Below are 21,027 nucleotides of genomic sequence, written 5' to 3'. Positions count from 1 at the left end.
GCGTCGTTGGGAGATCGAAATTGGGCATCGCGGAGCGGAAGGGGAGGGAACGGGCCGAGCGCGAGCAGCGCATTGTCGCGGCCGCGCGGGCGATCGCCGAGCGCGAAGGATGGGGCGCCGTGACGATCCGGCGCCTGGCCGAGGAGATCGAATACAGCCAGCCGGTGCTCTATTCGCATTTCGCCAACCGGGACGCGATCGTGGCCGCCGTTGCCGTCGACGGCTTCAAGCAGATCACCGTTGCGCTTCGGGAGGCGGCCGGTGAAGCGATTGGACGACAAAACGCGCTCAGGAGTGTCGCCACTGCCTATCTCGCCTTCGGGCTTCGTCGTCCTGCCTTGTACGAGGCGATGTTCGTGCTGCCGACGAACTTGCGGTTCGCCGAGGCTGAAACGAGACCGGAGCTGCAGGCCGCGTTCGAGGCCCTTGCGGCGGTCGTCTCGCCGTTCTGCGCCGATGTCGCCGTCGCCACCGAGACGTTCTGGGCGGCGCTTCATGGGCTCACCGAGCTCGAACGCTCGGGCCGGATCAGGCCCGCGGCACGTGACGAGCGCATCGCCCGTGTCGTTGGCGCGGTTGTCGGGGGCGGACGCAAGCCGGCTGCCCGCGGCTGACGGCGCGCAGTGGGGCGCTATTTCAAATCGGCTGATCCATGTGATGGCACCTGTCGGCCCAGACCGAAGCGTGGCGGCGCCTGACGCCGCCCGGTCGTGACCTTCAGGCGATGTCCGTCGCAGGACGGAAGTCGAGCGCCATATGCACCTGGTCATAGTACCGATCGCCGTATTTCAAGCCTTTCAGCTCCAGGCCGAATTCCAGAAAGCCGACGCTTTCATAAAGCCTGCGGGCGGGCAGATTGTCGCTGACGACGATCAGCTGAATCAGCTCGACCTGCTCGCGGGCCGCGTCCAGGAGAGTATTCAACAACAGCCGCCCGAGCCCGAGCTGCCGCGAGCCCGGTCGCACGTACATGCCGAACATCCGGCCCTTGTGGGAATTTTTCGGCCCTTGCTGGACGACGAAGCCGACGGTCCCGACGAGCTCGCCGCCTCGAAATGCGCCGATCGTGTGCGAGTCCTCGAGGCGGCCAGCGAACCATCCCACGTCCAGTCCGTTCTCCAGCTCGAAGGTGCTGCCCAGCGATTCCGGGTTGATCGTCAGGGCCTCCAAGCGAATGGCCTTGAAGGGCGCCGCATCGTCAGCCCTCAGGCGTCGGATCGTCGCATCGGCGCGTAGGGGCAGGCTGCTCATCGAATGTCTTCTTTGTCCTGTTCGCCGCGTTGGACGTTGCAGCGGGCCCAGGCAGCATTGATGTTATCGACGCTGCACTCATGATAGGATAGTGCCGATCGCGGTGGACCAAAAGGTGACAGCCGGTGAAGTGTCTTCGGATCTACGCGACCCCGGACGGCGAATCCCACTTCGGTGAAGTGGAAATCCCGATGACGGCAAAAGTGACCGTCGCGCCCGGCGCCAAGCCGTTTCAGGTGTCCAAGCGCTATCTCGCGTCGAGCATGGAGTTCACCCAGATCCCCGCCGGGATGCGGCAGGTCGATTGGCACACCGTTCCGGCGCGGATATTGACCGTCAGACTGACCGGTGCGGTCGACTACGAGACGAGTGACGGCGAGGTGCGGCATGTCTCCGCCGGCGAGTTCGTGTTGGTGGAGGACACGCACGGCAAGGGCCATCTGTCCCGTCACTCCCCGGACGAGCAGACAGTTCTGTGGATCAGGCTGCCCGACGGCTTGGATATTCCGCCCGCATAGTCTGCGGGGGTTCGCTGTTGCCTAAGACGCCAAGTCCGAAAATTGCCTGTCGTGTCAGCCGGCGCCGCGAAGCAATGCGTGAGGTCAAGCGGTCGACCGGCCACATGGCGCAGTGGTCCACGCAATGAAATTGAACGTTTCGAGCCCATCGGACTCGTCCCGCCCTTGGAAGTTCCTATGGAGCCGGTACGGCCGAAGCTGCTAGAAACGAATTCACGCCCTCACGAGGATGAAAAAACAAATGACAACAAAACGCGTGGTGTTCACAGGGGGAACCGGCAAGGCGGGCAGGCACGTGCTGCCGCATCTCAAGAGCAAGGGCTACGAGCTGCTCAACGTCGACCTCAAGCCGTTCGATCATCCGGGGATCAACACCCTGATCGCCGATCTGACGGATAGCGGCCAGGCTTTCAACGCCCTGACCACGCATTATGGCTTCGGCGGCTTCAATGCCGGCCGGCCGGCGCAGGCGCCGGATGCCGTGGTGCATTTCGCTGCGATCCCGCGGGTGCTGATCGAGCCCGACAACGAGACCTTTCGGGTCAACACCATCAGCACATACAACGTCATCGAGGCCGCAGCGAAGCTCGGGGTGCGCAAGATCGTGATCGCCTCCAGCGAGACTACCTATGGCGTCTGCTTTGCGGAGGGCGACAAGGATTTCAGGAGCTTCCCGCTCGAGGAGGACTACGACACCGATCCGATGGACTCCTACGGCCTGTCCAAGGTCGTGAACGAAAAGACCGCGCGCGCCTTCGCCATGCGCTATGGCATCGACATCTACGCATTGCGCATCGGCAATGTCATCGAGCCGCATGAATACGACATGTTCCCGCGCTTCCTCGCCGATCCCTTGTCGCGCAAGCGCAATGCCTGGTCCTATATCGACGCCCGCGACCTCGGCGAGATCGTGCATCTGGCGATCGAGAAGGACAGGCTCGGCTTCCAGGTCTTCAACGCCGTCAACGATACGGTCACGGCCACCATCCCGACGCGCGAGCTGCTGCGCCGTTATTGCCCTGACGTGCCGGTGACCCGCGAGCTCGGCGACAACGAGGCGCCGCTGTCGAACCGCAAGGCACGCGAGGTGCTGGGATTCAAGGAGGCGCACGACTGGCGGAAATATGTGATGGCGGGATAGGGCAGGCGTAGGGCGGATTAGCGCAGCGTAATCCGCCATTCCGGCTATCGTGCTCATAGCGGCGGTTCGCGCGCGGGTGGGCGGCGGATTACGCTGCGCTAATCCGCCCTACGGACCGGCGCCTTCCTTCACGACATCCTTCGCCGGATCGCGAGCATCGCGAGCGACAGCACGATGGTGCCGACGATGAACACCGCCGCCGCTGACACGATCGCGGGGCTGATGTTCTCGCGGATGGTCGCGAACATCTGCCGCGCCAAGGTGCGCTGATTGGGGCCGGCGACGAACAGGGTCAGCACGACCTCATCGAGCGAGGTCGCGAAAGCGAACAGGGCGCCGGAGATGATGCCGGGCAGCGCGATCGGGAACGTCACCGAGCGCAGCACCACAGCCGGCGAAGCGCCGAGGCTCGCGGCGGCGCGCTCGAGCTGGACATCGACGCCCTGCAGTGCGGAGGAGACGTTGACCAGCACGAACGGGACCGCCACGACGGTGTGCGCGATGATGACGCCGAGATAGGTGTTGGTGAGCCCGTAGCGCGAAAACATCAGCTGCATGCCGACGCCGAGCACGACGGCCGGCACCACCATCGGCAGCAGGAACACGGTCCGCAAGGTCGAGACCAGCAGCGAGGCGCGCTTGCCGCGCAGGCCGAGCGCGGCCAGCGTGCCCAGCACGGTCGCAAGCGCCGTGGTGCCCGAGCCGATCAGCAGGCTGTTGACGATCGACAGCCGCCAGGAATCCGCGGTGACCAGTTCGCGGAACCAACGCGTCGAATAGCCTGGAATCGGATAGTTCAGGAACACGCTGTCGGTCAGCGACAGCGGCAGCACGGCGACAAGGGGGCCGAGCAGGAACGCCACCACCAGGATCGCGAACGAGAGCTTGACGAGCGGCAGCAGCTTCATGCGCGCTGCTCCTCGGCCGAGGTCAGCCGGATATAGACGGCATAGAGCAGGATGGTCATCGCCAGCAGCACGAGGCCGAGCGCGCCGGCCATGCCCCAGTTCGCGGCGGCCGTGGCATAGTAGGCGATGACGGAAGAGATCATCTGGTCGTTGGCGCCGCCGATCAGCGCCGGCGTGATGTAGTAGCCGAGGGCGGCCATGAACACGAGCAGCGCGCCGGAGACGACGCCGCGCATCGACAGCGGCAGCAGCACGTGGACGAACGCGCGCAGCGGATGGGCGCCGAGCGAGGCCGCCGCCGGCATCAAATTGCGGGGGATCGCGATCAGCACGCTGAAGATCGGCAGCACCATGAACGGCAGCAGCACATGGGTCATCGCGATGACGACGCCGAGCCGGTTGAACATCAGCGGGATCGGCGCCGACGTGAGACCGAGCCCTTTCAAGGTCGCATTGATCAGGCCGTTGTCCTGCAGCACGACATACCACGCCGCTGTGCGCACCAGCAGCGAGGTCCACAGCGGCAGCAGCACGGCGCCGAGCAGGATCTGCCGGCGCCAGCCTTCGACCGAGGCTGCGACCATCGCGAAGGGCAGGCCGATCAGGATGCAGGCCAGCGTCACCAGTGCCGAGGTCACGAAGGTGCGGATCATGATTAGCCGGTTGGCCGAGGCGCCCTCCGGCATCGCGCTGATGCTGCCTGCCGCGTTGCGCTCGAGGTCGACGGCGGCGAGCAGGTTCTTGTCGGTCCAGGGCGAGGCCACGGCCTCGGCGATGGTCGACCAATAGGTGCTCTCGCTCCAGCGCGAGTCGAGTGCGGCGAGATCGACCGCGCCCGAGGTGCCGTCGAGCGCGCGGCGGGTCTTGCCGAGCAGGCTGCGGAAGCCGGATTGCGCGCTGTTCAGCCGGCGCACGAGATCACCGAACTGCTCGTCATTGCTGACGCTGCGGATGTCGTCGACCAGCGCCGCCTGCGATGGCGCAGGGGGAACACCCGCGCGGTTCCAGCGCGCCAACGCCTTGGCGGTGCGGGGCAGGGCCTCGGTCGCGACCGGATCTGACACTGCCGACTTCATCATCGTCACCAGCGGCACGACGAAGAACGCCAGCATGAACGCCAGCAGCGGCGCCAGCAGCAGGAACGCCTTCAGGCGTTGGAGGAGGGCTGGTTGCATGATCCCACCACCCAGACATCCGACGCCGCGAACGACAGCGCGACCTCGCTGCCGACCTCGGCCGCCTCACTCGTTCGGTCGCCCTTGACGATCAGGCGCTGCGCGCCGACCGTCGCCACGAGGCGCATGTGATCGCCAAAATACACCGCGTCCATGATCCGCGCCGTGAGCCGGTTCGCCGTCGCCGCGGCGTGATCGTTGATCCGGATCGCCTCGGGGCGAATCGAGACCTGGACCTCCTGGCCATCGATGCGGCCGGCGCCGGTATGGGCCGACAGCGACAGGCCGGATTCCGTGGTCAGGCGCACCGCCTCGCCGGCCTGCTCCTGAACGGTGCAAGCCAATAAATTGGTCTCACCGATGAACTCGGCGACGAACGGCGTGCGCGGCAGCTCGTAGATCTCGCGCGGCCGGCCGATCTGCTCGATCCGGCCGTGGTTGAACACTGCGATGCGGTCCGACATCGTCAGCGCCTCGTCCTGGTCGTGCGTCACGAACACGATGGTGAGGCCGAGCCGGCGGTGCAGGTCGCGGATGTCGAGCTGCATCTGCTCGCGCAGCTTCTTGTCGAGCGCGCCGAGCGGCTCGTCCATCAGCACGACCTGCGGCTCGAACACCAGCGCGCGCGCCAGCGCCACCCGCTGCTGCTGGCCGCCCGAGAGCTGCGCAGGCTTGCGCTCGGCCATGGCGGCGAGCTTGACCATGTCGAGCACGCGGGCGACGCGCTTGGCGATCTCGGCCTTGGGCGTGCCGCGCATCTTCAGCGGAAAGGCGACGTTGTCGCGCACGCTCATATGCGGGAACAGCGCGTAGTTCTGGAACACCACGCCCATGTTGCGCTTATGCGGCGGCAGCCCGTCGACCCTGACGCCGTCGACATGGATGGTGCCGCCGGTCGGCTGCTCGAAGCCGGCCAGCATCATCAACAGCGTCGTCTTGCCCGAGCCGGAGGGCCCGAGCAGGGCGATGAACTCGCCGCGCGCGATGTCGAGGTCGAGATGATCGACCACGGTCAGCGCCGCGAAGCGCTTGACCACCTGCCGGAACGAAATGAAGGGGGTGTCCATGACGGAGGCTTTCGGCGCCGATCGCGCCGGAACTCATGACCGAGGCGAGCGCGCGCGAAAGATCGCGCGCCCGATTGACGATGCGCCTCAGCGCGCGAGCCAGGCGTTGAAGCGCTTCGACAGCGCTTCCGAATTGTCGGTCCAGAACCCGACGTCGAGCGCAATCGCCTGCTTCAGATTGTCCGGCGTTGTCGGCAGCTCCCCGGCATATTTCTCCGGCACGAGCTTCGCAGCCGCGATGCTCGGCAGGCCGTAGGCGATGTATTCCGGCAGCTTGGCCTGGTTCTCCGCCTGGCTCGCGAAGGCGATGAAGTTCATCGCCGCGTCCTTGTTCGGCGAGCCCTTCAGCACGACCCAGCTGTCGACGGCGTAGATGCTGCCCGGAAACACGAAGCCGAAATGCTTGCCCTCGGTGCGGTTGATGGCGCTGATGCGGCCGTTATAGACCGAGGTCATCGCCACCTGGCCGGACGACAGCAGCTGCAGCGGCTGGGCGCCGGCCTCCCACCAGACGATGTCGGCCTTGAGCGCGTCGAGCTTCTTGAAGGCGCGCTCGACGCCTTCGGGCGTCTTCAGCACCTTGTAGACCTCGGCGGCCGGCACGCCATCGGCCATCAGCGCGAATTCGAGCGTGTATTTGGCGCCCTTGCGCAGGCCGCGCTTGCCAGGAAACTTCGCCGTGTCCCAGAAGTCCGCCCAGGTCTTCGGCCCGTCCTTGATCTTGTCGCCGTCGAACGCCATGCCGGTCGACCACACGATGGCGCCGACGCCGCAATCGCTGACGCCGGCCGGGATGAAGCCGTCCTTGCCGCCGAGCTTGCTCCAATCGATCTTCTCATAGATGCCGTCGCTGCAGCCGAGCTCGAGCTCCTCGGCCTCGACCTGCACCGCATCCCAGTTCGGTACGCCCGCCTTGACCTTGGCCTGCAGCACGCCATAGCCGCCGTCCCAGCTCTCGTCGAGCACGGTGGCGCCGAGCTTGGCCGCGAACGGCTGGAAGTAGATCTTGCGCTGCGCGTCCTGATAGTTGCCGCCCCAGGACACCACGGTGAGGTCGCGCGCCTGCGCCGATACGGCGAGGCTCAGCACGGCTGCGGCCGCCATCAGCACCGTCTTCGAGACGGTGAGGGCTGCGCGTGTTGCGGTCCGCCCCGGTTCGTTCGCCACTTTCGCAGTTGTAGGGCTGGTCCGCCGTGAAAACATGCTCGATGATCCGTCGCGCTTTGAAAGGTACAAAAAAGCTATCGGCTGTCCCCAGCCGTGGCAAGCGCGAGTTTTGATCGTGAGGTGATGCTATTTTGGCGCTAACGCGCTGCATCAGCGGCATTGCGGCATGGGACCGAGCCTGCCCGGCGTCGCCGAAGATTGCGTCGCGCGCCCGGGCCGTCCGCTCCGGGGCCGTCAGGGCCGCGCATCGGCGCGCGGCCGATCGCGCGTCTCCGTCCTAGAGTCGCCTGCGGGAGTCCTGATCGCCGGGGCAGGCGTGCGCTGAATCGCCGGCGCCGGAATTGTCGATGATGAGACCCAGCGCCGGCCTGTTCGATCCGAGCGCATGGGACGGGCCGGGCAGCTGTCGTGCGGCCCCATGGGCGCTGATGCGCTCGAACCCCTCTGCCGTCTTCATCAGCCTGGCTGCGACCAAATGATTCAAAAAATCCATGTTGCAACTCCTTCGATCGAATGACCCGGCGGCCTGGTGCGGGACAGGCCGCCGGGTCGGCGCAACGTGCTGGAGTTGGCGTCCTCCATCTCGCTGCGCTGGTCTGTGATCCGTTTCACAGTCGATCAGATTTGATCGCGCTGGGCCGGATCGTCCGTGCCGCGTGAGGGAGGCGCTAACCATCTTTCGCCCGTACGGACAAAGAGACGATTAAGTTTCGCGCATTCGACATCACGCAATATCAATTGATTTCTACTCCGCGGGTTGGGCGGCCACGGTGCCGTGGCCGCCGTGCTGGGTGAGGGGCTTCATGCCGGTGAGCGTCCGCAGCAGCACGTAGAACACCGGCGTCAGGAACAGGCCGAACACGGTGACTCCGATCATGCCGGAGAACACCGCCACGCCCATGGCGCGCCGCATCTCCGAGCCGGCGCCGGTCGAGAGCACCAGCGGCAGCACGCCCATGATGAATGCCATCGACGTCATCAGGATCGGCCGCAACCTGAGACGGCTCGCCTCGATCGCGGCGCGCAGCGGCGTGCGCCCGGCGAATTCGAGCTCGCGCGCGAACTCGACGATCAGGATCGCGTTCTTGGCCGACAGCCCGACGAGCACGATCAGGCCGATCTGGGTGAAGATGTTGTTGTCGCCCTTCGAGAGGTAGACGCCGAACATCGCCGCCAAGAGCGCCATCGGCACGATCATCAGGATCGCGAGCGGCAGGGTCAGGCTCTCATAGAGTGCTGCCAGCACCAGGAACACCAGGACGATCGCGAGCGGAAACACCCACAGGCCGGAGTTGCCGGCGATGAACTCCTGATAGGTCAGGTCGGTCCATTCGAAGGCGAAGCCCGGCGGCAGCACCTCTGCTGCGACCCGCTCGGCGGCGGCCTGCGCCTGGCCCGACGAGAAGCCGGGTGCGGCGGCGGCGTTGATGTCCGACGACAGGAAGCCATTATAGCGGATGGCGCGTTCGGGGCCGGCGCTTTGCCGGACCGTCAGCAGCGCCGACAGCGGCACCATGTCGCCGGAGGCCGCGCGGACCTTGAGCTGGCGGATGTCGTCGGCCCGGGCCCGGAACGGCGCGTCGGCCTGCACGCGCACCGAATAGGTGCGGCCGAACTTGTTGAAGTCGTTCACATAGTACGAGCCGAGATAGATCTGCAGCGTGTTGAACACTTCGGTGACGGGAACGCCGAGCTGCAGCGCCTTGGTGCGGTCGATGTCGGCGAACAGCTGCGGCACGTTGACCTGGAAGCTCGAGAACGCGCCGGCGATCTCCGGTGACTTCTGCAGGGCGCCCATGAACGCTTTGGTGACGTCGTTCAGCGCGTCGTAGCCGAGCCCGGCGCGGTCCTCGATCTGCAGCTTGAAGCCGCCGATCGTGCCGAGACCGTTGACCGGCGGCGGCGGGAACATCGCGATGAAGGCATCTTGGATGCCGGCATATTTCTTGTTGAGCTCCATCGCCAGCGCACCGCCCGACAGCGACGGATCCTTGCGCTCGTCGAACGGCTTCAGGCCGGAGAAGACGATGCCGGCATTTGAGGAGTTGGTGAAGCCGGAGATCGACAGGCCCGGAAACGCGATCGAGCTTTCGACGCCGGGCTGGGTCAGCGCGATGTCGCTCATCTTGCGGATCACCTCCTCGGAGCGGTCGAGCGTCGCGCCGTCAGGCAGTCGCGCGAAGCCGACCAGGTACTGCTTGTCCTGGCCCGGCACGAAGCCGCCCGGCACCTGCTTGAACAGGACAGCGGTGGCACCGACCAGCAGGACATAGAGGATCATCACGCCGGCCTTGGCCGTGATGACCCGGGAGACGCTGCCGCTGTAATTGTCGGAGGCGCGCACGAAGGCGCGGTTGAAGCCGCGGAAGAACCAGCCGAGCGAACGATCGAGAATCCGCGTGAGGCGGTCCTTCGGCGCGTGATGGCCCTTGAGCAGCAGCGCCGACAGCGCCGGCGACAGGGTGAGCGAGTTGACCGCCGAGATCACCGTGGAGATCGCGATCGTCAGCGCGAACTGCTTGTAGAACTGCCCGGTGAGGCCGGAGATGAAGGCGAGCGGCACGAACACGGCGACCAGCACCAGTGCGATCGCGATGATCGGGCCCGACACCTCGCGCATCGCCTGGTAGGTGGCGTCGCGCGGCGACAATCCGCTCTCGATGTTGCGCTCGACATTCTCGACCACGACGATGGCGTCGTCGACGACGATGCCGATCGCGAGCACCAGGCCGAACAGGCTGAGCGCGTTGATCGAGAAGCCGAACAGATGCATCACCGCGAAGGTGCCGACGATCGATACGGGCACCGCCAGAAGCGGGATGATCGAGGCGCGCCAGGTCTGCAGGAACAGGATCACCACGATCACGACCAGCACGATGGCCTCGAACAGCGTGTGCACGACGGCCTCGATCGAGGAGCGCACGAACTGGGTCGGATCGTAGACGATGTGATACTCGACGCCTTCCGGCATCGTCTTCTTGATCTCGGCCATGGTGGCGCGGACATTGTCGGAGATCTGCAGCGCGTTGGAGCCGGGTGCCTGGAAGATCGGGATCGCCACCGCCTGCTTGTTGTCGAGCAGCGAGCGCAGGCCATACTCAGACGCGCCGAGCTCGATGCGGGCGACGTCGCGCAGCCGCGTGACCTCGCCATGTGTTCCGGTCTTCACGACGATGTCGGCGAACTGGTCCTCGTTGGAAAGCCGGCCCTCGGCATTGACCGAGAGCTGCAGATCGAGCCCCTTGACGCTCGGCGACGCGCCGACCACGCCGGCCGCGGCCTCGACGTTCTGGGCCTGGATCGCCTTGACGATGTCGCTCGCCGACAGGCCGTGCTCGGCCGCCTTCTGCGGATCGACCCACACCCGCATCGAATAGTCGCCGGCGCCGAACAGCTGCACGTCGCCGACGCCATCGATGCGCGCCAGCCGGTCCTTGACGTTGAGCACCGCGTAGTTGCGCAGGTAAGTCGTGTCGTAGCGGCCGTTGGGCGAGATCAGGTGCACGACCATGGTGAGGTCGGGCGAGCTCTTCTTGGTGACGATGCCGAGCTGGCGCACGACGTTGGGCAGCCGCGGCTCGGCCTGCTGCACCCGGTTCTGCACCAGCTGCGTGGCCTTGTCCGGATCGGTGCCGAGCTTGAAGGTCACGGTCAGGGTCAGCGCGCCGTCGGTGGTCGCCTGGCTGCTCATATAGAGCATGTTCTCGACGCCGTTGATCTGCTCCTCGATCGGCGTCGCCACCGTCTCTGCGATCACCTTCGGATTGGCGCCGGGATAGGTCGCGCGCACCACCACCGAGGGCGGCACCACGTCGGGATATTCCGAGATCGGCATCGCAAACAGCGCGATCAGGCCGGAGAGGAAGATGAGCGTCGACAGCACGCCTGCGAAGATCGGCCGGTCGATGAAGAATTTCGAGAGATTCATGGGAGGCCCCGTGGTCGGGATGTGTCAGTAATGGCCGCCTGACTCGGTCATTCGGCGTGCGCGATGCTCACCCTCCCCTGGAGGGGGAGGGTCGGCTCGCATGAGCGCAGCGAAATGCGAGCCGGGGTGGGGTGGCGGACTATCCGTGCGTTCGGTGCTGGATTGGTCGACACCGAGTTATGCGAAGCTGAGAGTGGACAAGCAGGCTCTTCTACCAACTGGGACTGTCACCCCATCCCGCCGCGCGCTCCCCCTCCAGGGGAGGGTGGGCGCCGCGTGCTTGGTGACCGCCTTTGTTGAACATGATCAGCGCTGCGCGAGCTGCTTCGCCGCAGCTCCATCCCTCGCCCCCATCGCCGCAACCTGCATCTTCAGCAGCGCACCCGGACGCACCCGCTGCAGGCCGTTGACGACGATGCGCTCGCCGGGTTTGAGGCCGGAGGAGATGATGCGCAGGCCATCGACGCTGCCGCCGAGCGTGACCGGGCGGTACACGGCGCGCTCGTCGTCGCCGACCACCATCACGAACTTCTTGTCCTGGTCGGTGCCGATGGCGCGCTCGTCGAGCAGCACCAGCGATTGCTGCTGCGGCTGGCCCATGCGGACGCGCGCGAACTGCCCCGGGATCAGTCTGCCCTCCTCGTTCCTGAACACGGCGCGGACGCGGATCGTGCCGCTCTGCCCCTGGACCTGGTTGTCGATCAGCTGGATGTGCCCGGAGGCCGTGGTGCCGCCCGACGTCGTCATCTCCACCGGGATGCGGTCGAGATTGCCGCGTTTGCCGGAAGTGTCGGCGACGGCGTGCAGCGCCCGCAACACGACGTCCTCGGTGGCGTCGAAGCTCGCATAGATCGGGTTGACGGAGACCAGGCTGGTCAGCACCGGCGACGCGGAGCCGGCGGCGACGAGGTTGCCGACGGTGACCTCGATCCTGCCGACCCGGCCGTCGACCGGTGCGCGCACCTCTGTGTAGTCGAGATTGAGTCTGGCGGTCTGCAGGGTCGCCTCGGCGGCCTTGACGTTGGCGATCGCCTCGCGATTGCCATTGTCGCGCTGGTCGTAGTCGCGCTTGGTGACGATGGAATTGCCGACCAGCTGCGCGCCGCGATCGAGCTCGTTGGCGGCAAAGGCGGCGCGGGCGCGCGCGGCGTCCAGCTGGGCTTGCGCCCGGTCGACCTCGGCGGCATACGGCGCCGGATCGATCTTGAACAGCACGTCGCCGGCCTTGACCAGGGAACCTTCGGCGAAATTGGTGCCGAGGATGGCGCCGGCGACGCGGGACCGGACCTCGACCCGCTCGACGGCTTCGAGCCGTCCGGAGAACTCGTCCCACAGGCTGGCCTGCCGCGGTTCCACCACGGCGACGGTCACCGGGACGGCTTGTTCCGGCGCCGCAGCCCTTGCGGCATTCGGAGCGCTGCTGAGGTTGAAGTAATGAGATCCGGCATAGGAGCCGGCGGCAATCACCACACCGGCGATGGCCACGGTGCTCAGCCACCGCTTTAGACGGCCGGCGGAACGGAATTCGGACGAAGGCATTGGCGCGCTCCAGATTTGTAGTGCTCGCTACAAATGTGGCGCTGGCAACCCGTTCGCAAGAGACTTATGTATCGGATGCTACGAAAAGCCTAGCCAAACTTTGGTCAGCTGCGGCAGATCAAAGAAATGGCCAGAGAAAACAAATAGATAAGAATCTGATTGGGGCGGAGACGGGAACAGGAGTTTTGCACATGGCCATCGGACGGCCCCGGACATTCGACCGCGACACCGCACTGGAGCAGGCCATGGAGGTGTTCTGGCGCCATGGCTATGAGGGTGCGACCATTGCCCAGCTCACCGACGCCATGGGCATCAATCCTCCTAGCCTGTACGCGGCGTTCGGCAGCAAGGAAGCCCTGCTCAAGGCCGCGCTCGACCGCTACACGGCCCGCCGCGAGGAATGGATGGAGGAGGTGCTGAGTGCGCCGACGGCCCGCGAGGTCACCTCGCGCATGCTGATGGGCGTCGCCGAGAAGCAGACCGATCCGTCCAATCCGCCCGGTTGCCTGCTGGTGCAGGGCGGTCTGGCCTGCGGCTCGGGCTCGGCCAATGTCCCGTTCGAGCTCGCGGCGCGCCGCGCGCAGACCGAGGAGCAGCTCCGGCATCGCTTCGAGCGGGCCAAGGATGAAGGCGATCTGGCGCTGGGCGCCGACCCGGCCGCGCTCGCGCGCTACGTCTCGGCCGTGATCACCGGCATGAGCGTGATGGCCTCGTCTGGGGCCGATCGCGAGGCGCTGGCGCAGGTGGCGACGGTGGCGATCAGGTCGGTCGAGGAGCAGTCGGTGCGCGCGTAATTGCCCGTCGCCGTCGAAACGCACCTTCACGATGCGAGGCTTCGATCTCAGTTCGGCTCGAACAAGGCGCACAACCGCCGGCCGCTCAGTCCCGGCGGGTCCGACGCCGCTCGATCTTGTCCGAAGGAGGCCTGTTCTGGAGCGCCGTCCGCATGATGCCGGCGAACAGCAAGACTGCGACGGGCCAATGAAACCAGATCCTGTGCAGACCGCTGAAAACGTTGATCAGAATCAGAAAGCCGGAGACCGTGAGGGCTACGGCGAGGGGACGCGGCAGGCTCGCGAAGTGATCCGAGATGGCGGTGATCCACGTGGATCGCCCATCGCCGTCGCGAACATCAGGCGCGCGCGAGGCCGCGAATGCGCGCGCATGGAAGGCGCCGCCGTCAAGCGGGAGATCAGGCGGCTGGCCCGAACGGCCGCCGACCGTGACCCGATAGCTGGTGACGGGAGCGACGTTCTTGAGCTGTTGCTGGCCGAGACAGTCGAATCCAATGGATAGTTTGTTGTGCACCTGATCGTAGACCGGGGCGGAGACCACGATGCCGCCGGGCTCCGCCAATTCCTGCAGCCGCGCCGCGATGTTGACCCCGTCGCCAAAGATGTCGGAGCCGTCCACCATCACGTCGCCGAGATTGATGCCGATGCGAAATTGCATCTGCTGCGCGCCAGGGGCGTTCGATGTCTGACTGGCGATTTCCTGCTGAATCTCGACCGCGCATTGCACGGCTTCGACGACGCTGGGAAACTCGGCGATCACGGCATCGCCCCAGGTGTTGACGATGCGCCCCTCATGGCGCTCCACCAATCCCGCAATCGCCGTGCGGTAGCGGCGCAGCGTCTCCAGCGTACCGGCTTCGTCTGCTCCCATGAGGCGGGAATAGCCGTGCACATCCGCGCACAGCACTGTCGTCAACCGCCGCTTCAATTTATCGTCCGTCATCGTTCCCATGGTAGCCTCACTGACGGCCAAATGCATCAGACATCGTTGATTGCGGCCGGGCGGCTGCCAGAGGCTCGCCGGACGGGACGATGTGCGCCTGCCTTCCCTCAAGACCGAACGGGTCAGTTCTTCATGCGTGTCTTCTCCGCCGCTCTCGCCACTGAGACCAATACGTTCGCGCCGATGCCCACCGGGCTCGCGACGTTCCATGAGCGCGCCTACTTCCCGGCCGGCCAGCATCCGGACAAGATGCAGATGCATGGCGGGCCGCTCTGGGCGGCACGGCAGGTCGGGCCGTCCAGGGGCTGGACCCTGATCGAGGGCCTCGTCGCGGCCGCCGTGCCGAACGGCGTCGTCACCCGCTCGGCGTTCGAGACCCTGCGCGACCAGATCCTCGCCGATCTCAAGGCCGCGCTGCCGGTCGACATGGTGCTGATCGGCCTGCACGGCGCGATGATCGCCGACGGTTATGATGATTGCGAAGGCGAGCTGCTCGCGCGCGTGCGCGAGATCACAGGTCCTGACGTGGTAATCGGTGCGACGCTCGATCCGCACGTCCACATGAGCGAGCGGATGGTCGGAAGCGCCGATCTCCTGATCTGCTGGAAGGAATATCCGCACACCGACATCTTGGAGCGGGCGCAGGATCTGGTGAAGCATTGCACCGAGCTCGCCGAGAAGCGGCTCAAGCTGCAGAGCGCCCTGGTCGACACCGACATGATCGTGACCCTGCACACGACGCGCGAGCCGGTGCGCAGCTTCGTCGACCGCATCACGGCGCTGGAAGGCAAGGACGGCATCGTCTCGGTCTCGATCGTGCATGGCTTCGGCTGGGGCGATACGCCTGACATGGGCACCAAGGTGCTGGTCTATAGCGATGCCGCCGTCGATCCCGATGGCGTCAAAGCAAAGGCGCTGGCGCGGCGGCTCGCCGACGAGCTGATCGCGATGCGCGAGACCGTGACCGAGCGCATGCCGGGTGTCGATGCCGCGCTCGACCAGGCGCTCGCCAAGGACGGCACCATCGTGCTCGGCGACGCCAGCGACAATCCCGGCGGCGGTGCGCCCGGCGATTCCACCTTCATCCTGCGCCGGGTGCTCGATCGCAAGATCGACAATGTCTGCCTCGGCCCGATCTGGGATCCGATCGCGGTGCGCATCGCCTTCGATGCCGGCGTCGGCGCCAAGCTGCCGCTGCGGATCGGCGGCAAGATCGGGCCGCTGTCCGGCGATCCCGTCGATGCGACCTGGGAGATCAAGGCGCTGAAAGAGAACATGGTGATGACGGGGCTCGCCGGCACGCCGGCCAAGCTCGGCGATTGCGCGCTGATCGCGAGCGACGGCGTCGAGGTCGTCATCACGACCTTCCGTTGCCAGGCGTTCGGTACCGATCTGTTCACGCAGCTCGGCTGCGATCCGGCGACGCACAAGCTGGTCGTGGTGAAATCCGCGCAGCATTTCCGTGCGTCGTTCGCTGCCGTTGCCGCCGACATCATCATGGTCGATGCGCCCGGTGTGGTCGCGCGCGACGTCACGACGTTGCCCTACACCAGGATCAAGCGTCCGAAATGGCCGCTCGACGAGCTGCCGCAACTTTTCCGCGCATGATGTCCCACAATGCGACGCTGATGGCACCAGCGTTAACGTTCGGAACGCGGCTGGAACGAACCACGTCCGAATCAGCGGCGACTCACGGTACGGGCTCTGTTCACGGCTAGATATCGTGCCCGGATGAATGAGCACGCAACATCCGGCGCATACGTTCGGACCGTGCGGCTCGGCCTGCATCAAAAGGTTAAACGCAAAGGCCCGGCGTCAGCGCCGCGCCTTTGTTGTTGTTGGTCTTGTCGTTGGAATAGGAGCTGCGTGCGCACCGCGACCTTCGAAGCGCCTCCACGAGTTGCCGTTACTTACAGCTGAATGATGTTTCATAATGCGACGCTGACGGCGTCGGCGTTAACGTTCGGAACGCGGCTGGAACGAACCGCGTCCGAATCGCTGGCGAATCACGATACGTCATCTGTTCACGGCTAGATGTCGTACCGTGCCGTGACGGCCCACCACATCCAGCCGACCTCTGCGCGTTCGCGATCTCGACTGACGGCAGAAAGTTAAAACGCAAAGGGCCGGCTTCAATGCCGGGCCTTTGTTGTTGTGCAGTCCGATCCAAGATTGCTTCGTGTAGCGCTTGGTCTCATGTCGGAGATGATCCGAAACGCCGCAGCCATGCGGACCTCAGGCTGATCGGCGTCGGTGAGAACGGGCCGGGCGGCGCACGCGTGATCAGCGCGACGAGCACCAGCGCGGCGATGGCGAGCCAGAAGCACAGCCAGAAGCCGTCGATATAGGCGAGCACGTTGGCCTCGCGCTGCACCTGCGCGGCCAGTGTTCCCACCGCGCGGGCCTTTGCCTGTCCGGCGCCATGGCCGGTGAAATAGCCGGCCAGCCGCTGCAGCACGCGCATCACGTCGGGATCGCCGCTCTGGATGTTGAGGCCGAGATAGGCCGAGTGCACCTGCTCGCGCACGCGCAGCCAGGTGCCCATCAGCGCGACCCCGATCTCGGCGCCGCCGAGCCGCATGATCTGGATGTAGGCGGCAAAGGTCGTGGCGCGGGCGGGATCGGAATTGGACAGCGCCATGATGATGATCGGCAGCAGGGTGAAGGCCTGGCCGATCGACTGCAGCAGCACGATGGGGATGAAGTCCTCGCGCGCCCAGGCATGGGTCAGCTGCGTGCCGAGCAGATTGGCCGCGGCGAAGGTGGCGAGGCCGAGCACGACCACGACGCGCGGATCGACGTGCCGGAGCGCCGCGATCGACAGCGGCACCAGCACGATCATCGGCAGCGCGCCGTAGATCAGCAGCAGCGAGCCGCTCTGCTCGGGGCGCAGCTGGGTGATGGTGCCGAGAAAGTTCGGCACCAGGGATGCGTTGGACAGGCTGGTCAGCGTGTACAGCAGGATCACCGCCAGCGAGATGCCGATGTTGCGCGAGAACAGCACGTTGAAATGCGCCCACGGCTGCCGCACCAGCGTCTCGTTGACGAGGAACATGGCGAACAGCACGGCGCCGCTCGCGAGCAGCGCCATGACGGTGCCGGATTGCAGCCAGTCGAGCCGGTTGCCCTGGTCGAGGCCGGCATAGATCATCGACACCGCGCTGCCGAGCAGCAGCATGCCGCCCCAGTCGGCATCCTCGATAAGCGTGCGGTTGACCGGCTCGTTCGGCGTCCCGAGGTAAACCATCAGCGCCATCAGCGGCGCCAGCACGACACCCTGCCAGTACAGCCATTGCCAGCCGAGATGCTCGACATAGAACCCGACCAGCGAGGTCGAGCTATCCAGCGCGAAGCCGACCCGGATCGAATAGATCGAGATCGCCGGCAGCCACCAGCGGATCGGCAAATTGCGGAAGATGATCATCAAGGTCGCCGGCACGAAGGTGCCAAGCAGCATGCCGTGCACGATCGCGAGCGCGATCAAGGTCGGGTAGTCGTGGACGAACGGGATAATCAGGGAGATGACGGCATATATCAGGCTGGGAATGCCGAGCACGCGGCGCAGCCCGAACGCGGTCGCGAGCCAGGCCACCGCGGGCGCGACCAGGATCTGTGAGCCGATCGCGGCCGTCGACAGCCAGGCGCCCTCGTCGAAGCTCAGCGAGAATGCGCCGCGCAGGTCGGGCAGGCCGACCGAGGTCAGGCGGCTGTCGAAATTGGCGAGAAAGGAGCCGAGCAGTACGGCGCCGACCGCGAACAGCGGCTGTGGCGCGATGCCGCCGCGCGACAGCGGCCCGCGGTCGGAGGTCGCTGGTGCGGCGTCATTTGGCGCCATTGGCCTCGCCGCCATCGGTGTGGATGTGGGTGACGACGGACATGCCGGGCAGCAGCCGCGCCAGCAGCGGCTGGCCGTCCTCGAAGGCGATGCGCACCGGAATGCGCTGCACGACCTTGGTGAAGTTGCCGGTCGCGTTGTCGGGCGGCAGCAGCGCGAATTGCGAGCCGGAGGCCGGCGCGATCCGCTCGACGCGGCCGCGCAGCCTTTCGCCGGGGAAGGTGTCGACGGTGATGTCCACCTTCTGCCCCGGCGTCACATGCGTGAGCTGGGTCTCCTTGTAGTTGGCGATGACGAACACGTGCGGCAGCGGCACCACGGCGAGCAGGTTGCTGCCGATGTTGACGTAGTCGCCGGTCTGCACCTGGCGCTGGCCGACGACGCCGTCGAACGGCGCCGTGATCGTGGTGTAGCCGAGCTTGAGCCGCGCCGCGGCCAGCGCGGCCTTGGCGCCGGCGAGGTCGGCGCCGCGCTGCTTCTTGGTTCCGGTGAGCACCTCGAGCTGGTGGCGCTGCGCGGCGATCACGGCGCGGCTGGCGCGCACGTCGGCCTGCGCCTTGGCGTAGCCGGCGGTGGCCTGCTCCAGCCGCTGCCGCGTGCCGGCCTCGCTCTGTGACAGCGATTGCTGGCGCTCTTCCTCCTGGCGGGCCTGCACTTCGGCGGCGCCGGCCGAGACCTGCTGCGCCTCGGCCTGCGCGATCGTCGCATATTGCAGCTCGACCTGGTTGCTGAGATTGTCGAGCGCGGCCTGCGCCGCTTCGACGGTGGCCTCGGCCTGCGAGACCTGCGCCTGGTAGTCGGCCGGATCGATCTGCACCAAGACGTCGCCGGCCTTGACGCGCTGGAAGTCGCTCACCGCGACCTTCAGCACCTCGCCGGCCACCCGGCTCGACAGCTGGGTGAGATCAGCGCGGACGTAGGCGTCGTTGGTGGTCTGCGTCGTGGCGTTGCCGAGCCAGGCATTCCAGCGCGTCGTGGCCAGCGCGACGAAGGCGAGGGCGACGACCACCGCGAACAGCGGAATGCCCAAGCGCGCCCAGCTGCCTGCGGACGCGGCCGGCGGGGGTGGTGCCGCCGTGGGCGCGCGCGAGGCGGCGTCTGCGCCGGTCGAAGACTCACTCAAGACATGCCTCCCCGCATCATCCATGAAAGTATGATCATACTCGTAATTTCAGCACACGTACCAGCTGAACGAGGGGTGATCAGCCATGCGGCATGATCGGCCCGCCAGATGCCACGCAAGCGCGCCGCGTTCGTGATGACGATGATGGTATACTGTCCCGGCAGATCACCTGAGGGACGTCCAGGTGGCCGCGCGGGAGATGAGGGACACATGGTCGCCACGCGTGCAATCCTGGTCGCCGGTGGCGCCGGCTATATCGGCGCACATTGCTGCAAGGCGGTCGCCGAAGCGGGCTTCACGCCGATCTGCTATGACGACCTGTCGACGGGGCATCGCCGCTTCGTGCAGTGGGGCCCGCTGGTGGTCGGCGACATCGCCGACAATCTCAAGGTCACCAGCACGATCCGGCATCACGACATCATGGCGGTTCTGCATCTTGCGGGCCCGAGCACCGTCGGCGAATCCATTGCCGATCCACAGAAGTACTACCTCGCCAATGTCGCCGGCACGCTCGGCCTGCTGCAGGGCATGCGCGAGGCCGGATGCCGGCACCTGGTGTTTTCGTCGAGCGGCGCGGTCTATGGCAATGCCGGGCGCGATCCGATTCCGGAGAGCGCGGCGGGGCCAAGCGTGAATCCGTACGGCCGCTCGAAATACATGATCGAGCAGATCCTGTTGGACTATCGCGCGGCCTATGGCTTTTCCGCCACGGCGCTGCGCTACTTCAACGCCTGCGGCGCCGACGCATCAGGCCTGATCGGCGAGTTGCGCGATCCCGAGACGCATCTGATCCCGCGCGCGCTGATGGCGATCCTCGGCCATGTCACGGATTTCGCGATTCTAGGCACCGACTACGAGACGCCCGACGGCACCGCGGTGCGCGATTTCATTCATGTCGATGATCTGGCTGCGGCCCATGTCGCCGCGCTCAAGCGGCTGCTGGCGGGGCATCCCGGCGACGCCTACAATCTCGGCACCGGCCGCGGCCATTCGGTGCGCGCGATCGTCGATGCCATTCGCGACGAGACTGGCGAGCAGGTGCCCTTCGTGTATCGCGCGCGGCGCGCCGGCGATCCGCCGGTCCTGGTCGCCGATCCCACCCGTGCCGAACGGGAGCTCGGCTTCAGGCCGCGCAAGTCGGACCTCGGCCATATCATCCGTTCCGCCTGGGCGTGGCACCAGACGGCACATCCGCGGATCGTGTGAGGAACGGCTATCCGCCCGCAGCAGCGGGACGACGGCGCGAGAGGACGCTACGCCGCCGCCGGCGGCGTGCGCGCGCAGGCGTCGATGAAGCGCATCTCCGCGCGCTCGTCGTCGACCGACCAGCGGCCGATCTCGGCACCGCCCCGGAAGAAGTGGACGCTGTGGACCGGCGAGCGGAAATCGTCGCCGCGAAGCATCCGCAGCAGGGTCTGCGCCACGCACGAATGATCGCCGGGGAGCCTGAGGTCGAAGAAATCGTCGCCATAGCCCGGCAGCGTGGTGCCGGCCGAATCGCGAACTTCCATGCGCAACTGTGCCATGCTCGCATTCAACGACAGCAACCGTTTCCGCCCGGTAAATGCCGCCGCGCCGGCGCAGATCTGGACCGGCGTCTTGGCGTCACCGTGGTGCGCCCGTCTTCCTCTGGCGCGC

The 21,027-nt window shown here is 66.2% G+C and carries 18 protein-coding genes; 6 read left to right on the top strand and 12 right to left on the bottom strand.

Translation table 11 applies throughout. From position 1 onward, the window contains the following. Positions 1–20 precede the first annotated feature (20 nt). On the top strand, positions 21–614 hold the full coding sequence (locus S58_RS31225) for a TetR/AcrR family transcriptional regulator (protein WP_015669432.1): 594 nt from the start codon (positions 21–23) through the stop codon (positions 612–614). Between the two features lie 103 nt (positions 615–717). On the opposite strand, the gene S58_RS31220 is transcribed toward S58_RS31225, so the two are convergent. Then, positions 718–1,251 carry a GNAT family N-acetyltransferase gene (locus S58_RS31220; protein WP_015669431.1) on the bottom strand — a complete coding sequence of 178 codons (534 nt, stop codon included), beginning with the start codon at positions 1,249–1,251 and terminating at the stop codon, positions 718–720. A gap of 125 nt (positions 1,252–1,376) precedes the next feature. Between S58_RS31220 and S58_RS31215 the strand changes: the two genes are divergently transcribed. Next, the gene (locus S58_RS31215; RefSeq protein WP_015669430.1) at positions 1,377–1,769 is read left to right on the top strand and encodes a cupin domain-containing protein; all 393 of its coding nucleotides are present in this window, start codon (positions 1,377–1,379) and stop codon (positions 1,767–1,769) included. 241 nt (positions 1,770–2,010) lie between these two features. Continuing rightward, complete coding sequence (locus S58_RS31210) at positions 2,011–2,910, top strand: NAD-dependent epimerase/dehydratase family protein (RefSeq protein ID WP_015669429.1); 900 nt, start codon at positions 2,011–2,013, stop codon at positions 2,908–2,910. Between the two features lie 128 nt (positions 2,911–3,038). On the opposite strand, the gene S58_RS31205 is transcribed toward S58_RS31210, so the two are convergent. The 7 genes from S58_RS31205 to S58_RS31175 form a co-directional block, all read right to left on the bottom strand. Further along, positions 3,039–3,818, bottom strand: a complete 780-nt coding sequence (locus S58_RS31205; protein ID WP_015669428.1) for an ABC transporter permease — start codon at positions 3,816–3,818, stop codon at positions 3,039–3,041. Further along, positions 3,815–4,930 (bottom strand): ABC transporter permease, encoded by a 1,116-nt coding sequence (locus S58_RS31200; RefSeq protein ID WP_042341039.1) that lies wholly within the window; start codon positions 4,928–4,930, stop codon positions 3,815–3,817. Before S58_RS31200 ends, S58_RS31205 begins: the two co-directional genes overlap by 4 nt. A 35-nt stretch (positions 4,931–4,965) precedes the next feature. Next, entirely contained in the window at positions 4,966–6,060 is a 1,095-nt protein-coding gene (locus tag S58_RS31195) for an ABC transporter ATP-binding protein (RefSeq protein WP_015669426.1), read from the bottom strand. 87 nt (positions 6,061–6,147) lie between these two features. After that, positions 6,148–7,164 carry an ABC transporter substrate-binding protein gene (locus tag S58_RS31190; RefSeq protein WP_015669425.1) on the bottom strand — a complete coding sequence of 339 codons (1,017 nt, stop codon included), beginning with the start codon at positions 7,162–7,164 and terminating at the stop codon, positions 6,148–6,150. Between the two features lie 340 nt (positions 7,165–7,504). Beyond that, a complete protein-coding gene (locus S58_RS31185) occupies positions 7,505–7,720 on the bottom strand; it encodes a hypothetical protein (protein ID WP_015669424.1) in 216 nt (71 codons plus the stop codon). Positions 7,721–7,972: 252 nt separating this feature from the next. Further along, positions 7,973–11,155, bottom strand: a complete 3,183-nt coding sequence (locus tag S58_RS31180) for an efflux RND transporter permease subunit (RefSeq protein WP_015669423.1) — start codon at positions 11,153–11,155, stop codon at positions 7,973–7,975. A gap of 306 nt (positions 11,156–11,461) precedes the next feature. Beyond that, the gene (locus tag S58_RS31175; protein WP_015669422.1) at positions 11,462–12,694 is read right to left on the bottom strand and encodes an efflux RND transporter periplasmic adaptor subunit; all 1,233 of its coding nucleotides are present in this window, start codon (positions 12,692–12,694) and stop codon (positions 11,462–11,464) included. Between the two features lie 191 nt (positions 12,695–12,885). On the opposite strand from S58_RS31175, the gene S58_RS31170 reads away from it, so the two are divergent. Continuing rightward, entirely contained in the window at positions 12,886–13,488 is a 603-nt protein-coding gene (locus S58_RS31170) for a TetR/AcrR family transcriptional regulator (protein ID WP_015669421.1), read from the top strand. An 85-nt stretch (positions 13,489–13,573) separates the two neighbouring features. Here the strand turns inward: S58_RS31170 and S58_RS31165 are convergent, their stop codons facing one another. Next, on the bottom strand, positions 13,574–14,431 hold the full coding sequence (locus S58_RS31165) for an adenylate/guanylate cyclase domain-containing protein (RefSeq protein ID WP_042341038.1): 858 nt from the start codon (positions 14,429–14,431) through the stop codon (positions 13,574–13,576). Positions 14,432–14,563: 132 nt separating this feature from the next. Between S58_RS31165 and S58_RS31160 the strand changes: the two genes are divergently transcribed. Next, positions 14,564–16,039, top strand: coding sequence for a M81 family metallopeptidase (locus tag S58_RS31160; protein ID WP_015669419.1), 1,476 nt, complete (start codon positions 14,564–14,566; stop codon positions 16,037–16,039). 586 nt (positions 16,040–16,625) lie between these two features. Here the strand turns inward: S58_RS31160 and S58_RS31155 are convergent. Further along, positions 16,626–18,266 (bottom strand): MFS transporter, encoded by a 1,641-nt coding sequence (locus S58_RS31155; protein WP_015669418.1) that lies wholly within the window; start codon positions 18,264–18,266, stop codon positions 16,626–16,628. Then, positions 18,253–19,389, bottom strand: coding sequence for an HlyD family secretion protein (locus S58_RS31150; protein ID WP_042340335.1), 1,137 nt, complete (start codon positions 19,387–19,389; stop codon positions 18,253–18,255). The genes S58_RS31155 and S58_RS31150 overlap by 14 nt, the downstream gene beginning before the upstream one ends. A gap of 210 nt (positions 19,390–19,599) precedes the next feature. Between S58_RS31150 and galE the strand changes: the two genes are divergently transcribed. Next, a complete protein-coding gene (galE, locus tag S58_RS31145) occupies positions 19,600–20,595 on the top strand; it encodes a UDP-glucose 4-epimerase GalE (protein ID WP_015669415.1) in 996 nt (331 codons plus the stop codon). A gap of 47 nt (positions 20,596–20,642) precedes the next feature. Here galE and S58_RS31140 read toward each other — a convergent pair whose 3' ends face one another. Then, the gene (locus tag S58_RS31140; protein WP_042341037.1) at positions 20,643–20,915 is read right to left on the bottom strand and encodes a hypothetical protein; all 273 of its coding nucleotides are present in this window, start codon (positions 20,913–20,915) and stop codon (positions 20,643–20,645) included. Positions 20,916–21,027: the final 112 nt, after the last annotated feature.

The organism is Bradyrhizobium oligotrophicum S58, assembly GCF_000344805.1.
In the GTDB taxonomy this organism is placed as follows: domain Bacteria; phylum Pseudomonadota; class Alphaproteobacteria; order Rhizobiales; family Xanthobacteraceae; genus Bradyrhizobium; species Bradyrhizobium oligotrophicum.
The sequence above is the reverse complement of the archived record's forward strand: the minus strand, read 5'-3'. Positions and strand labels throughout refer to the sequence as shown.